This window comes from Microcoleus sp. MON1_C1 (assembly GCF_036701945.1).
In the GTDB taxonomy this organism is placed as follows: domain Bacteria; phylum Cyanobacteriota; class Cyanobacteriia; order Cyanobacteriales; family Microcoleaceae; genus Microcoleus.
In genome coordinates this window covers 52,176-66,983 of sequence record NZ_JAUBRO010000026.1, presented here as the reverse complement: position 1 = coordinate 66,983, position 14,808 = coordinate 52,176, and the positions used below count along the sequence as shown (strand labels likewise).

Here is a 14,808-nt window from a genome sequence, read left to right as displayed (position 1 = left end):
CCCACCCCACAATCAATTTAATCTACTGTGGAACAGGCATCTTGCCTGTTGATTTTGGGCGGGCCAGATGCCCACCCCACAACAAATTTAATCTACTGTGGAACAGGCATCTTGCCTGTTGATTTTGGGCGGGCCAGATGCCCACCCCACAATCAATTTAATCTACTGTGGAACAGGCATCTTGCCTGTTGATTTTGGGCGGGCCAGATGCCCACCCTACAAGAAACTTGATGTTTTGTGGAACAGGCATCTTGCCTGTTCATAAAATCAGAGACAAATATCAACTACAAAACAGCAGCAACACTTGCCATCAACAACCCTTGAAACAATTTCACCCCATCAGTTTCGCCCAGCATCGGATCGGATGCCCGTTCAGGATGCGGCATCATTCCTAATACATTGCCTTGGCGATTGCAAATACCGGCAATATTATTTAACGAACCGTTGGGGTTGCCAGCATCGCTAATTTTGCCCGCCCGAGTACAGTAGCGAAATAGGACTTGCTTGTGCTCTTCTAGTTCTGCTAAAGTATCGGCATCGGCATAATAGTTGCCTTCCCCGTGAGCGATCGGCAAATCGATGATTTCACCCGTAGTATAAGCCGCAGTCCAACGAGTATTACCGCGTTCGACTTTCAAAGAAGCGCGATCGCAAATAAAATTCAATCCCGCATTCCGCACCAGAGCACCGGGCAACAAACCAGCTTCAGTCAACACCTGAAAACCGTTGCAGATGCCTAATACAAGCTTTCCTTTTTTCGCGTGTTCCGCAGTAGCCCGCATCGCCGGAGAAAAACGGGCGATCGCGCCGCACCGCAAATAATCTCCGTAACTGAAACCACCGGGAATTACAATGATATCAATATCCGAAATATCGGTATCTTCGTGCCAAATCATCCGCGTCGGTTGGTGGAGTAACCCTTGAGTCACCCACACCACATCGCGATCGCAATTTGAACCCGGAAAAACAATAACTCCAAATTTCATAAGCTGAAGGAAGAAGGAAGAAGGAAGAGGGAAGAAGGAAGAGGGAAGAGGGAAGAAGGAAGAAGGAAGAGGTGTCAACCTAAGACTAAAATCTTATGTTTTTCTCGCTTGTTTCTAAGCCTCGATCCCCCTAAATCCCCCTTAAGAAGGGGGACTTTGAGTCGTTCTAGTTCTTGTGTTTTTAACGAAGACTTTGAACGCTCTTGTCCTCGCTTTTTAACAAAGACTTTCAGAACCCTCTTGTCCCCCCCTTATTAAGGGGGGTTAGGAGGGATCTCCGAGTTTAAAAACACCCTAGCGACGATCGCATTTATGCCGTCGCTGTCTCCACGGCAACAGGAATTTCAGTCAAATCAAAGCGATAATTTTCAATCACTGGATTAGCCAAAAGTTGGTCGCAAACGCGATCGAGTTGTTCGCGGGCCTCCGACTCAGCAGCAGCAGTCAGCGTCAATTCAACGTACTTCCCGATTCGCACACGCTCAACATTGTCGTATCCCATGTGTTGCAAACCAGACTGTACGGCAGTGCCGGCGGGATCTAAAACAGAAGGGCGGAGGGTAACATAGATTTGGGCAAGATATTTCTGAGTCACGGGAATGTTGCGGTAGGTGATGTGAAAGTTAGCCCCATTGTATTCTACAACCGAGCTGCACGCCGATCGCCATTCGGTTAGCCCAAGTAAGATAGCCTAGAAACAGGGACAGATTTGACTCTAGCAGATTACACAAAAAAATTATGAGAACCAACCGCACCCGCAGTCAGGAGCGTATTTTAAACTTGCTCAAAGTCCTGAATCGATCGCTCTCAGCGCAAGATATCTACTTAGAACTGCGTAACAGCGACCAAAGCATGGGCTTAGCAACCGTTTACCGTTCCCTCGACGGTTTAAAGCGAGAGGGGTTCGTTCACGTCAGAACGCTTGCTAGTGGCGAGTCTCTCTACGGTGCCGCCCACCAAGACCAACATCACTTAACTTGTCTGGAATGCGGCACGTCAATTACGATCGACGAATGTCCCGTCCACCACTTAGAAAGCCAACTACAACAATCTCATTCTTTCAAAATTTATTATCACACTTTGGAGTTTTTCGGATTGTGCGATCGATGTACTTTAGCTCAAGAATCTTAGAGAAGTTATTAGTCATGAGAGATTTCAATTCCGGTTGCACTCATCATAAATGTTGACTGTTGACGGGCGGGTCGAAAAACAGAATAGTTGAGTGTTAACTGTTGACTCGATTTTATGATTCCGATGCAAACGCCAACGATATCGCAATCCTCGGATCATTTGTGAATTTCTTACTTTCTCCCCGCGGGTTCGGGGAGGATTGGGGTAGGGTGCAAAAGTGAGATGCTCCCGGTGTTGTTTGTGTAGGGACAGATTTAAACCTGTTGTTTTATTAACTCGCTCAAGGATGCAAAAACTCTAAATGGTCTCCTGGAATCGATCGCAATTTTGCAGCCGAGCCTTGCAGTTTCAATCGGCCGCGTTCTAACATGATAATCCAATCGGCGCGATCGATCACTCGCGGTCTGTGACTGATAAAAATCGTCGTTTTCCCGTGCCGGTACATCAACAATTGTTCTAAAACTTCCGCTTCGCTTGCAGGGTCAAGCCCTGCAGTAGATTCGTCTAAAATCAATACGGGCGGGTTGTTGAGAATGGCGCGGGCGATCGCCAATCTTTGTCTTTGTCCGCCAGAAATATTTGCTCCAAACTCCCCTAAAACAGTTTGATATTTATCCGGCAATTGGCTGATAAATTCATCCGCCCCCGCAATTTTGCAGACTTTAACAATCTGTTCAAAGCTGATATCTGGATTGCCCAAACGAAAATTTCCGAGAATCGAACGGCTCCAAAAATGTGCTTCTTGAGGAACCAATACTACCTGCTGTCTGAGACTGTCGAGAGACAAATCCTGTAAGTTGTAACCGCCAATTCTAATATTACCAGATTGCAGCGGGTACAGACCAGAAATTACTTTTGCTAGCGTACTTTTTCCGCAGCCGGAATGGCCGATTAAAGCAATTGCTTGACCGCCGGGAAATGTGACAGAAAAATTTTCCAGCAAGTCAAGTCGGCCGGGGTAGTGAAAATTAACACTCTTGCAAACAATACCGTCGCGGTTCTGAATTGTTACGAAAGGTTTATTCGTATCGTCTTTAGTTTCCGCTTCAGCATCGATGACTTCCGACAGCCGTTGAGTAGCTGTCTGCACGCGAGTCATCTCATCAGTAAATCCTACTAGCGAATTCACCCAAGTAGTAACGTTTTGATTCATGCTAATAAACGCTAGCAACTGACCTATACTCAATACCTTGTCAATCACCAAACCGCTACCAAGCCACAGCAGAGTAATGCTGCCAGCAGAGGCAACAAAACCAGAAAATATATTGTTGAGAATGCCAATTTGTGTAGTGCGAAAAGTGATATTTGCTAAGCGACCAAAGCGGGTTTGAAATTCTTCCCAAAGTTGCTGACCGCTGCTAGTAGTCTTGACCGTCAGTGCGCCTTTAAAAGTTTCTACTAAAACGCCTTGAGTTTCGGCTTCCAACACCAATAAACTGCGCGTTTTTTGCTGCAATACGGGCAGAAATACCACTGTAGAGGCAGTCATTAACAGAGCTATAGCTGTAGCTGCTAACGTCAGTTCCTTGCTGTAAAATAACATAAATATAAAAGACACTACAGCTATAAAAAATTGACTTGGCAAGCTGATAGCGACTTGAGAAACTAATTTATTTATTTCTTGGATATCTTGTAATCTACTGACAATTTCGCCGCTGCGTCTAGTTTCGTAAAAACTCAAAGGCAATCGCAGGAATTTGCGCGCGAATTCCATCACCAATCCCAATTCTAAACGCTGGGAAAACTGAGCAATTAAGTTGGACTGTACCAATCCTAAACTGCTGCTAAAAAGGTTCATAACGATAACTGCGATCGCCACACTTGCCAGGAGTTGTCTGTCGCCCCGCACCAGGATGTCGTCGGTGAGCATTTGAACTAGAAAAGGCGAAGAAATTGACAGCAAACCCAACACTGCATTCAGCAAAAATGCTTCTATTAAAATCGGGCGGTAAATCCCAATCCGGCGCATCCATTTTTGTAAGGAATTAGCGGGCGGTTGACCGTCTGCTGCTGCAAAAAACCGCTCAGCATCGGGTTCTACTAGCAAGCACAGCCAATCTGTCCAAGCTGCTGCTAATTCTGCTTTAGAAACATAGCGCATACCGACAGCCGGATCGCCGATCGCATATTTGTCGCCCTGCTTTCCGTACAAAACAACCCAGTGATAACCGCTCCAGTGAATAATTGCCGGTAAAGGCGCTTCCTCAATTTGGTCTAAAATAGCAGCCGCGGCTCGCACGGATCGAGCATTAAAGCCGATCGCCTCAGCACCTTGTTTCAAGCCCAGCAGAGTCGTCCCTTTTTGGCCGGTGCCCGCACATTCTCGCAAGCGGCTAATAGTAAAATTTTGTCCGTAAAATTTCGCGATCGAAGCCAAACAAGCCGCCCCGCAATCTTCTTCGCTCTGCTGGAGAACAACCTGATATTTCTTAAACCTGTTAACTTGTCCGAATAATGGCATTTTGCCGATCAAAGGGATGTTCTTTAACATTTTGCAAAATGAATAATGGTAGAGCATAAAGAAGATTACTCATCACCAACTACCCAATCAGCAAAAAGCACCCATAAAGTTATGGGTGCTTTCTCGATTCCACAGTTATAGATCTGAATTGACTAGCACTAAACTTTAGTAGTAGGCGTAGCGGACTACTCTTCTGTATGAACCGTCGCAATTCCGGCGGTACACGACCCAACTGCGCCGCTGCCGGTGACAATTGTATTGATTGGCATAATAGTGACCGCCGTTGACGCTAGCTGATTCTTCAGGAGTGAGTTCAGCAAACAGTGAATTGTCCTTTGTTTCTTTCATGATTAGACTCCGTTTAACTTAATAAAATTGAAGGGAAACTAGAAATATTATTTAATTTCTAGATTCTCGTGTAAATACTGAGTAATACTTCTTGTAGTCCTGTACGACCTCCGGAATACTACGGATAAATTTTCAAAATTTACTCGATCGCACAACTTGACTCAGCTATCTAAACCACTAGGGTTTTGTAAGGGCGATCGCGGCTCGGATCGTACAGATAAAGCTGGCTAGGCTGCGGCAGGAAAAACAGCATAGTGAGACCATCGCTGCTGCTGTTATGCGCCTCGCTGTTGCTTTTAGCACCGCTAACACCGCTGGTAATGCTGCCACCGTTGACAGTAGCAGATTCTCCATCGGTTACTTCGATGAAGAGTGAATTTGGTTGATTTTCTGACATAAAGAACTCCTATTAATACCTATGTACTTACTTACTACCTACGCATACAGGAAAAACCCGGTAACAGCGCCAAAAGTCATTGCCGAAACGCCGTATTTTCATGACAGTAGCCCGCGGACTTCACTCCTTTTGATATTTGGCGAAGTTTGTGGGTGGGAACGCCAAAGCTGTGCGGATTTTTACCTTTACCCTGTGAATTTTGATTTAGACTTCTAAACCTATGCTTGGTTTCCGGAAAGCCGATCGTAAAGGTGACAAAACAAATCAGTGATCGATCTATCCCTCCCCCCAACTCAAAACTCAAAACTCCAAACTATTCCCCTCTCCCCCTTGCCGCCATGTCTCTGACTCCCGAAGCCCCACCCGCTGAAACCTTTGATAACGACCAGTTTTTGCCCCCTGTCAGCCGCTGGACGACTTTGGGGGGCATTTTGATGGTGGCGACGTTTGGCGGGGCGATCGCCCTCGCTAGCGTCACCAAATACAGCGCTACAGTCAAAGCAGATGCGATCGTCCGTCCCGCCGGAGAAGTGCGCGTCGTGCAAGCCGCAACCGAAGGAACCGTCGAAAGCATTGCTGTCAGCGAGAATCAGACAGTAAAAGAAGGAGATGCGATCGCAGTTGTAGACGCTTCGCGTTTGGGCGCTCAACAACAGCAGTTACAAGAAATAATTAATCAGTCTCAAACAGCAGCACAGCAAATCAGCCAGCAACTGCGCGACTTAGAAAATCAAATTTTGGCCAGCGCCCAATTTAAAAGCATCCAAAGTGAAACTTCCGCCCAACAGGAATTAATCGAATCCGCTTTAATAAAATTCGCCACATCGCTACCAGATGTTGCCGAGAGACTGGGCCGAAGTCGGCGGGTTTTGCTCGTTAAGCGATCGTCCCTTCAACAACAATTAATTCAAGCTAAAAAACAACTAAATCAAATTGACTTAAAACTCGAAAATAGCGTGATCCGCGCCCCCGCTGATGGTACAATTCTCAGATTGGAAGTACGAAATACTGGTCAAACCGTACAAGCCGGCAGCGCGATCGCCAAAATTGTCCCCAGCGACGTACCCCTGGTAGTCAAAGCCAAGGTAACATCCCAAGACATCGCCCGCATCCAAATCGGTCAACCCGTACAGATCAGGATTTCGGCTTTGCCTTTCCCCGATTACGGCACATTAAAAGGAACCGTCAGCGAAATCGCCCCAGATGCGATCGCCACTCAAAATCCCACTAATAATTTAGGTACAGCTTATTACGAAGTGGCAATTAAGCCCGAACAAACTTATTTAACAAAACTCAAATCCGCCAACAGCCCATTCTTCGGAAACTCCCAGGCTAATGTCCCCCGCCAGTATTCGATTCAATCGGGAATGGAAGGCAGAGCCGATATTATTACCGGCGAAGAAACAGTTCTGACATTTGTTCTACGCAAAGCAAGGTTGCTGACAGATTGGTAATTAGTCAGTTGTCAGTTGTCAGTTGTCAGTTGTCAGTTGTCAGCAGTCAACCGTCAACCGTCAACAGTCAACCACCAGAAAATTAGAGGCTCTGAAATTGAAATAACGTGTCAATATAGAAATGTGAGTTCAATTCTATTCTTTCCTCATGGGCAAACAGCGCGTTCTTTCTGGAGTTCAGCCAACCGGCAATCTTCACCTCGGCAATTATCTCGGTGCCATTCGCAACTGGGTAGAAGGTCAAAGTCAGTACGAAAATTATTTCTGCGTAGTCGATTTGCACGCAATTACCGCACCGCACAATCCAGCAACTCTAGCCTCCGACACTTACACGATCGCCGCCCTCTATTTAGCTTGCGGGATCGATTTAGAATATTCTACTATTTTCGTGCAATCCCACGTCTCGGCGCACACAGAACTAGCATGGTTGCTCAACTGTATTACGCCGATTAACTGGCTCGAAGATATGATTCAGTTTAAAGAAAAAGCAGTTAAACAAGGTGAAAATGTCAACGCCGGTTTGCTAAATTATCCCGTGTTAATGGCAGCAGACATTTTGCTTTACGATGCCGACAAAGTGCCAGTGGGAGAAGACCAAAAACAGCATTTGGAACTCACCCGCGATATTGTCATCAGGTTAAATCACCAATTCGGCACACTCGAAAAGCCAGTATTGAAACTTCCCGAACCGTTAATTCGGACTGACGGTGCGAGGGTAATGAGTTTGACAGATGGCACGCGCAAAATGTCGAAATCTGACCCTTCCGAACAAAGTCGAATTAATTTATTGGATTCGCCAGATACGATCGCCAAAAAAATCAAGCGCTGTAAAACAGATGCCGTGCGGGGTTTGACTTTTGACGACCCCGATCGCCCCGAAGCTAGAAATTTGCTGACACTGTATCTCCTGCTTTCCGGCAAATCTAAGGAAGAAGTAGCAACAGAGTGTGAAAACATGGGTTGGGGAGATTTTAAACCCTTGCTGACAGAGACGACAATTAATGCCCTCAAACCAATTCAGGATAAATACAAGGAAATAATGGACGAGCCGGGATATTTAGAGTCTGTACTACGTCGCGGAAGAGAACAAGCAGAAGCTATTGCTAATCAAACTCTAAATAAGGTTAAGAAAGCTTTCGGTTATTCTTTACCTGTTTAGTTGTTAGTTGTTAGTTGTTAGTTGTTCTTGGTTACTTGTTAAGAATGACAACTGCCAACTGCCCACTAACAACTGCCAACAGTCAACAGTCAACAGTCAACAGTCAACAGTCAAATAACAAATCACCCATAACAGACAAATAATCATGAACCGTTTTCGCACAGCCTGCACCACCCCCGGAGAATTTATAATTACCGCCGAAGTTGCCCCGCCAAAAGGTGGCGACATAACTCACACAATTCAAATGGCTGAACGCCTCAAAAACAGAGTTCACGCAATTAATGTCACAGACGGGAGTCGCGCAGTTTTGCGAATGTGCCCGCTAGCAGTTTCGGCGATTTTAGTGCAGCACGGGATTGAGCCAATTTGTCAAGTTGCTTGTCGCGATCGCAATCTAATTGGCCTGCAAGCTGATCTCATGGGAGCCCACGCTTTAGGCATTCGCAATGTATTAGCACTTACAGGCGATCCCGTTAAAGCGGGCGACCATCCTAAAGCAAAAAGTGTATTCGATTTGGAATCAGTTCGGCTATTGCAAGTTATTCAAAAAATGAACGGCGGCCAAGACTGGAATGACAAACCTTTAACTGACGGAGTTACTGATTTATTTGTAGGTGCAGCAGTCGATCCGCAATCCCCCAGTTGGTCGGGTTTGCAAAGTCGATTCGAGAAAAAAGTAGAGGCTGGAGCACAGTTTTTTCAGAGTCAATTAATTACAGATTTTGAAGTTTTGGATAAGTTTATGCACCACGTTGCAGCAGGCTGCAACAAGCCAGTCTTAGCAGGAATATTTTTGTTTAAATCAGCTAAAAATGCTGAATTTATTCAAAAATACGTGCCGGGAGTTCACATCCCACAAGAGACTATCGAGCGTTTAGCAAAAGCTCCCGAACCCTTGCAGGAAGGCATAAAAATTGCTGCCGAACAAGTCAAACTAGCGCGGCAGATTTGTCAAGGAGTTCACATGATGGCTGTCAAACGAGAAGATTTAATTCCTCAAATTTTGGATTTGGCAGGAATCGAGCCACTGAGCTAAAATTAAACGTAGGGGCGGGTTTTACCAATTATCAATTCCTAAAACTAACGATTTCATAAACTCATAAACCCGCCCACTCCCGCGCTACCATTTTGAACATCAATAAAACAATCATGCTTCAAACTGTAGACAACCCAACCACTTCTCCCGCAATCGAACAACGTTTCACTTGGCGCGGTTTGACATGGCATCAATTCAATGCCATTCAAGCTGGCTTTGAAGACGTGGCGAATGTACGCTTATTTTATTGTGATGGAGTTCTAGCAATTGCGGGTACTGGAAGGTTGCATGAAGCGATTAGGTGTTTGATGCGCTTGCTAACGGGACAGTATTTTCTGAAAAAAAATTGTATTTTTTCCCAGCGGTACTTATAGTCAGATTGTCGAACAGCAAGTCGAGTATCAGGCAGATTTGTCTTATTGTTTCGGAACTATTAAAGATGTTCGAGATTTATGTATTGAGATTGTTATGACTAGCGGTAGTCCGATTAAACTTCAGAAATACCCACTGATGGGAGTCCCGGAAGTCTGGTTTTGGGAAGATGGCACTCTAGAGCTTTACCATCTGCGAGAGGAAGATTACGAGCGAATTGCTAGCAGCGAAATGCTGCCTGAGTTAGACTTATCTTTGCTGAAAAGGTGCATTTTATTTGGTTCGCCTTTGGATGCGCTTGAGGAGTTGGCTAAAGGAATGGGCGAGCGGAAAAATTGACCAATAAACTATTTTTGAAAGAGCTCGATCGACTAAACGGTTATTAAATAGGAGCAACTGGCAATGACTGACTCAGAAATACTTAATTCTGATACCATTAAAACACTAAATACTAGCATATCAGCAGTTACAGTTTATACCGATCGCGCTTTGGTGACGCGGCGCGGTACGGTATCTCTGACGGGAAACGAGCGAGAATTGGCGATCGCCTCTGTACCGGCAACCCTCGAAACAGAGTCAGTCAGGGCCACGGGTGCGGGTACAGTTGCAGTGCGATTGCTGGGAGTGCGAACCGAAACAGTGTTTAGCAGCGAACCTGTGGGCGATCGTACTGCCGAATTAACCCAACAAATTCAGGAATTACAAACCCAAAGACGGGGAATTAACGACAAAATAACCGCCCGAAAAATTCAGCTCAAATTTGTGGAAGATTTGAGCGAAAAAAGCGTCGGTTTCTTTTCCAGCAGCATCGCCAAACAGCAGGTAGGTTTAAACGAAACTGGCGAATTGCTCAACTTTTTAGGAACTAATTACGTAAAATATGTAAGTGCGATCGCCCAGCACGAAAAACAGCAGCGCGAATTAGACAAGCAAATAGAAGCTTTGCTGCAGCAGTTGCGGCAAGTACAAACTCCCCATTCTCAGCAAAGTTTTAACATCATTGTTGCCATAGAACCCAGTGGCACCGGCAATTTTGAACTAGAAGTTTCCTATGTAGTCATGGGAGCCCGCTGGACTCCCCTTTACGACTTGCGAGTCAACACTACCAAAAACCAAATTAATCTCAATTACTTAGCCGAAGTCAATCAAAATACAGGGGAAGATTGGACGGGAGTAGGGCTGACTTTATCCACAGCAAAACCGGGAATCGGAACTTTGCCACCAAAACTAGAACCTTGGTACATCGATGGTTTATACCCTGGACGCCGTAGAGGCAGATCCCAAAAAGCCGAATTAGACCAACCTCTTAGCGTTTCATCAGACTATGATATAGACGTAAACGATATGTTCTTTGAAGACGTTGCAGGCGCTACACCCGACATGGCACTCGCACCCATACAAGCTGAAACAGCCACAGCCAAAGTCTCCAGAGAAGGCGGAACTGTTTCATTTCAAGTAGGCGGAAATACCAACATTCCCAGCGACGGCACGCCGCACAAAGTCACTATTTTCAGCGAAAATTATCCATTTAAACCTGAATACATAGCCGTTCCGCGATTAGTCAGTTTTGCCTATTTGCAAGCAGTTGTTGTGAATCCGATGACAGGCGCAACTCTGCTTCCAGGTAAAGCAAATATCTTTCGCGACAACACTTTTGTCGGTACTGTGCAGTTAGAAAATGTTTCCCCCGGGCAAGAATATAAAGTTAATTTAGGAATTGATGAACGCTTAAAAATAGAGCGGGAATTAGTGGAAAGACAAGTAGATAAAAAACTGATCGGCCAGCAGCGGCGCATGAGTTACGCTTATCGCTTAAATGTGACAAACTTGCATCAGGTGCAGGTACACCTGACACTAAAAGAGCAATTGCCAGTAAGCCGCAACGAACAAATTAAAGTGCGATCGACTCTCACTAATCCGAAGATAGTAGCAGGTGAAATGGGACTGCTAGAATGGATAATGTATCTGCCGCCGCAAGCAAAGCAAGAGTTATATTACCAGTTTGTTGTCGAACATCCTCCCGACTTAACAGTTACGGGTTTAGATATTTAATATTAAGGAGGTAAAAAGTTGTTTCTAATCAGGACTTGAGTCCTTATTCGCCAGAACTATGAGGACTCAAGTCCCGATAAACTCTCAAATCTAGCGGTAATTTGTAAACTGCAAAGCCACGGGATAATCTTCTTGCTTCAAGCGTTGAATCACCAACTGCAAATCATCCTTATCCTTAGCAGACACCCGCACTGCATCTCCTTGAATCGAACCTTGAATCTTCTTAAATTCATCGCGAATTAATTTAGTAATCTGTTTCGCGATTTCCTGACTAATTCCTTTTTTAAGTTTAATTTCTTGACGCACCCGACTGCCGCTAGCAGGTTCAGCTTTGCCGTAATCAAAAATTTTCAAAGATAAATTCCGCTTGGCGGCTTTAGTTTGCAAAACAGTGTGAATTGCGTCCAGAGTAAATTCGCTGTCCGTATTGACAGTAATTGATTCTGCGCCCAATTCCACGGTAGTTTTGGTATCTTTCAAGTCGTACCGGCTTTGAATTTCCCGCACAGTTTGATCAACAGCGTTAACTAATTCTTGCCGATCGAACTCGCTGACAATATCAAAGGAATAACTAGCAGCCATAAATTAGTAATTGGTAATGGGTAATTGGTAGTTGGTAATGGGTAATTAGTAATTAGTAGTTAATAATTAGTCATTAATTAAGCGTCTCTTAACTAATGACTAATGACCAGTGACTAATAACAATTAGCCATTAACAGCTCTCAAACTGAAATAGAATAAAGAAACAGTGCAAGAAGAACTAATCGCAAACATGAGCGATCGCGCCAGCGGCACATTCAGAATATAGAAAACCGAAAACAACAACCGGGCGATCGTAAAAGCGATCGCAGCCCAACCCGCCGATTCCGAATCTACCCCCGTCACAAAAGCCATCAAAGCCGCCGCTGAAAACAGCATAAACGTCTCAAACGAATTTTGGTGAGCCCAAGTTGCCCGCTGAGCGTAAGCAGGCAACCTCTCAAACATAGCGCGGGGGGCTGCTTGGTCATAGCCTAGCTGCAAGCGGGCGAACGCAACCACCAAAAACGGTGCGTAAACCAGCGCAGCAGCAGCAGCAATACACTCAAGCAGAATAACCGACACAGGTAATCCCAACAGCATCATCCGCCTCGCAGTTCAATCAAAATAGAACAGAGTAACTACCTTGCGCTGTTCCTCCGCATCCTGGCAAGTTTTCAGCAAAGTGTGGCTTTCGTGAAAAGCAAAACATATCAGTTGCTGGCAGCGAGAAATAATCTCCTGATTGCACATGGCGCTTGCTTCCGGGAGAGACAAGCTATCATTTTTGGGATTTTCTACCAAATGTATCACTTGTTCGAGTTGGTCGCGAGACTCGCGAGGCTGGCGGCTCATGCTTTGTGGCAAAATCACTGTCAGCAGATTAGGATCTGCTCGCATTGCCCCCCGAATTGCGGCTGAATTGGTGCCTGTAGCGCCAGAAGTGATGAGCTGATTGCCTCCCAGAACTAGGGCGTAGCTCAGCATCTCAATTAGCTGCTGGTGGGTAATAGGAACGTGGCGAGAACCCAAAAGAGCAAGCCGCTTGGAGCTGGTTTGCTGGATCGCCGCAAGTTCTTGTAAAAAATCATCTACTCTGGGTAGCTCAATTGATTGACTCAAAGAATTTATTAAATTAAATAAAACTACGTTGTGGATTTTAGCAGACTCACTAGCCATTGCCGCCAAAAAGAAGTTAAGAATTGCTGATTTACGGGATCGGGCTAGAGGATCTGGAGATTTGAGGAAGCCAGAAGGCAGAATGTCTCAAGACATTCGCCAGCCGGAGCTCAAGGTAGAATTCAAGAAAAATTGAGAATTTAAGAAGTTTGGCTTTTTATTTATTTAAACAAAAAGTTTTCTCTGCCGAATACCTTCTTCCCTCAGCTCCGGCTCTGTTATTAATGGACTCGATCGCTCAGACCCAAGGATGCCATCAGACCCTCAAGGTCAAAATGTTCTGCCATTAGCTGAGTAACGCATTCCACCTTGATCGGTTCGTGCAGGCGCACGTTGCCAAAGGTGCTGTCGATAATTTCTACCGTGGTTAAGGTATCCAAATCAACAGACAAAACCGGAATTTCCATTTCTTCTGCCCTGCCGATCACTAGGGGAGAAGGAGGCAAGTGACCTGTCAAAATTAAGCACTGAGTCGAGCTCTCCAGAGCTGCTAGCTGAATGTCCGTGCGATCGCCCCCCGTCACCACCGCCATATTTCTCGCTTTGCGGAAATACTTCAGAGCAGAACTAACATTCATCGCGCCAATTGTCAAGGTTTCCACCATCAAGTCCAAACGGTCTCGACGGCACAGCACATCAGCTTTCAATTGGTGCACCAATTCTTTGACGCTGACACTTCGCAGCAAAGCACTTCTCGGCAGCATTCCCAAAACAGGAATACCCGCAGCCTCCAGAAAAGGCCGCACAGTCGCCGTTACCGATTCGAGTTTGTCCGAGGGAACGTCATTGAGTACCACGCCCAGCAACCGCGAACCCAAACGCTGTTTAGCCGACAGCAAATCGTCTATATAAAGATCGATCGGGCGGGCTACCAACAGCACAGAGGCATCAACTGCCTCAGCGACTTGAGCCAAAGACAAGTCAAACAGACTGCCTTCCTCCAAATTAGCTGGGCCTTCTAACAGCACCAAGTCTCCGCTGGGAGCTTGCAAATATTGCGCTAAAGACTGGCGGTAATCTGTCTTGTCTTCTCTCCGCAAACGCTTGTGAACGGTCTCTTCATCCAAATACAGCAGTGTTGACGGCATCTGGCTTTCTGAGAGCTTCAGCGTCTCTACCGCGAACCGCACGTCTTCCTCCTCGATCGCAGCTCCCTCGGAGCTGAAACAGGTTCCCAGAGGTTTGCCGTAGGCGACGGCCAGTCCTTTTCCCCGGAGTCCGAGTGCCATCCCCAGGGCGATGGCCGACTTGCCGCTGTAAGCTTTTGTGGAACCGATCAGCAAATATTTAGTCAATTTGGGTACGCCTTCAATCCTCAATTTGCACCTGTCTATTTCAATAAATTTAGTTTTTTCTACAGTATTTCTGAACTGCGACTCAATTTGGCAATACTATTATACTCGATTTTGTCGCTTTTGGGCAGATTGTTTTTTCGCGAAGAATTTTTATTCGCCTGTTAGCAACCCTTTTCTTCCCATTCTTTTTACTTGATTTTGGGAAAGCAGTTTTTAAATTGTTTGTTTTATCCGCCGTTTTTGATAATGATTTATCGCCCCGGCTTCCTTTAAAAACCAATCTTAATTATAAAAATTTTAGCCACTTTTTTTATTACTGAACTTAGATAGTGATACCGAGTCTTATAAAATCTAAATAACCGGGGATAAGTTGTGATTTCACTATAAAAACCTATTGAGAGGGCTTGGTGAAGTTTTTG

General features: G+C 45.4%; 16 protein-coding genes. 7 read left to right on the top strand and 9 right to left on the bottom strand.

The window, feature by feature from the left end:
* Window positions 1-284 precede the first annotated feature (284 nt).
* The gene (gene purQ, locus QUA62_RS16385; RefSeq protein WP_333405451.1) at window positions 285-986 is read right to left on the bottom strand and encodes a phosphoribosylformylglycinamidine synthase subunit PurQ; all 702 of its coding nucleotides are present in this window, start codon (window positions 984-986) and stop codon (window positions 285-287) included.
* Between the two features lie 310 nt (window positions 987-1,296).
* Entirely contained in the window at window positions 1,297-1,581 is a 285-nt protein-coding gene (gene purS / locus QUA62_RS16380) for a phosphoribosylformylglycinamidine synthase subunit PurS (RefSeq protein ID WP_333284273.1), read from the bottom strand.
* A 143-nt stretch (window positions 1,582-1,724) separates the two neighbouring features.
* Between purS and QUA62_RS16375 the strand changes: the two genes are divergently transcribed.
* Window positions 1,725-2,117, top strand: a complete 393-nt coding sequence (locus tag QUA62_RS16375) for a Fur family transcriptional regulator (RefSeq protein ID WP_190737581.1) — start codon at window positions 1,725-1,727, stop codon at window positions 2,115-2,117.
* Between the two features lie 280 nt (window positions 2,118-2,397).
* Here QUA62_RS16375 and QUA62_RS16370 read toward each other — a convergent pair whose 3' ends face one another.
* The 3 genes from QUA62_RS16370 to QUA62_RS16360 form a co-directional block, all read right to left on the bottom strand.
* Window positions 2,398-4,608, bottom strand: coding sequence for a peptidase domain-containing ABC transporter (locus QUA62_RS16370; RefSeq protein WP_333405448.1), 2,211 nt, complete (start codon window positions 4,606-4,608; stop codon window positions 2,398-2,400).
* Between the two features lie 135 nt (window positions 4,609-4,743).
* Window positions 4,744-4,926 carry a hypothetical protein gene (locus QUA62_RS16365; RefSeq protein WP_190737585.1) on the bottom strand — a complete coding sequence of 61 codons (183 nt, stop codon included), beginning with the start codon at window positions 4,924-4,926 and terminating at the stop codon, window positions 4,744-4,746.
* A gap of 169 nt (window positions 4,927-5,095) precedes the next feature.
* The gene (locus QUA62_RS16360; RefSeq protein ID WP_333405446.1) at window positions 5,096-5,323 is read right to left on the bottom strand and encodes a secretion protein HlyD; all 228 of its coding nucleotides are present in this window, start codon (window positions 5,321-5,323) and stop codon (window positions 5,096-5,098) included.
* Window positions 5,324-5,574: 251 nt separating this feature from the next.
* Between QUA62_RS16360 and QUA62_RS16355 the strand changes: the two genes are divergently transcribed.
* From QUA62_RS16355 to QUA62_RS16330, 6 genes are all read left to right on the top strand, one after another.
* Window positions 5,575-6,777 carry an HlyD family efflux transporter periplasmic adaptor subunit gene (locus tag QUA62_RS16355; protein WP_333405444.1) on the top strand — a complete coding sequence of 401 codons (1,203 nt, stop codon included), beginning with the start codon at window positions 5,575-5,577 and terminating at the stop codon, window positions 6,775-6,777.
* Between the two features lie 148 nt (window positions 6,778-6,925).
* Window positions 6,926-7,936, top strand: a complete 1,011-nt coding sequence (trpS, locus tag QUA62_RS16350) for a tryptophan--tRNA ligase (protein ID WP_333405443.1) — start codon at window positions 6,926-6,928, stop codon at window positions 7,934-7,936.
* A 145-nt stretch (window positions 7,937-8,081) separates the two neighbouring features.
* Entirely contained in the window at window positions 8,082-8,972 is an 891-nt protein-coding gene (locus QUA62_RS16345; RefSeq protein ID WP_333405440.1) for a methylenetetrahydrofolate reductase, read from the top strand.
* Window positions 8,973-9,085: 113 nt separating this feature from the next.
* On the top strand, window positions 9,086-9,346 hold the full coding sequence (locus tag QUA62_RS16340) for a hypothetical protein (protein ID WP_333405438.1): 261 nt from the start codon (window positions 9,086-9,088) through the stop codon (window positions 9,344-9,346).
* Window positions 9,347-9,440: 94 nt separating this feature from the next.
* Window positions 9,441-9,683: a hypothetical protein gene (locus QUA62_RS16335; protein ID WP_333405437.1), complete on the top strand. Its 243-nt coding sequence runs from the start codon at window positions 9,441-9,443 to the stop codon at window positions 9,681-9,683.
* A 63-nt stretch (window positions 9,684-9,746) separates the two neighbouring features.
* Window positions 9,747-11,396 (top strand): mucoidy inhibitor MuiA family protein, encoded by a 1,650-nt coding sequence (locus tag QUA62_RS16330; protein WP_333405435.1) that lies wholly within the window; start codon window positions 9,747-9,749, stop codon window positions 11,394-11,396.
* A gap of 90 nt (window positions 11,397-11,486) precedes the next feature.
* On the opposite strand, the gene QUA62_RS16325 is transcribed toward QUA62_RS16330, so the two are convergent.
* From QUA62_RS16325 to QUA62_RS16310, 4 genes are all read right to left on the bottom strand, one after another.
* Entirely contained in the window at window positions 11,487-11,978 is a 492-nt protein-coding gene (locus QUA62_RS16325) for a YajQ family cyclic di-GMP-binding protein (RefSeq protein ID WP_006634691.1), read from the bottom strand.
* Between the two features lie 123 nt (window positions 11,979-12,101).
* Window positions 12,102-12,518, bottom strand: a complete 417-nt coding sequence (locus tag QUA62_RS16320; RefSeq protein WP_333405500.1) for an MAPEG family protein — start codon at window positions 12,516-12,518, stop codon at window positions 12,102-12,104.
* 15 nt (window positions 12,519-12,533) lie between these two features.
* Window positions 12,534-13,037, bottom strand: coding sequence for a DNA recombination-mediator protein A (locus QUA62_RS16315; RefSeq protein ID WP_190656016.1), 504 nt, complete (start codon window positions 13,035-13,037; stop codon window positions 12,534-12,536).
* A 278-nt stretch (window positions 13,038-13,315) separates the two neighbouring features.
* Complete coding sequence (locus QUA62_RS16310) at window positions 13,316-14,413, bottom strand: phosphotransacetylase family protein (RefSeq protein ID WP_333405433.1); 1,098 nt, start codon at window positions 14,411-14,413, stop codon at window positions 13,316-13,318.
* Between the last annotated feature and the right edge of the window lie 395 nt (window positions 14,414-14,808).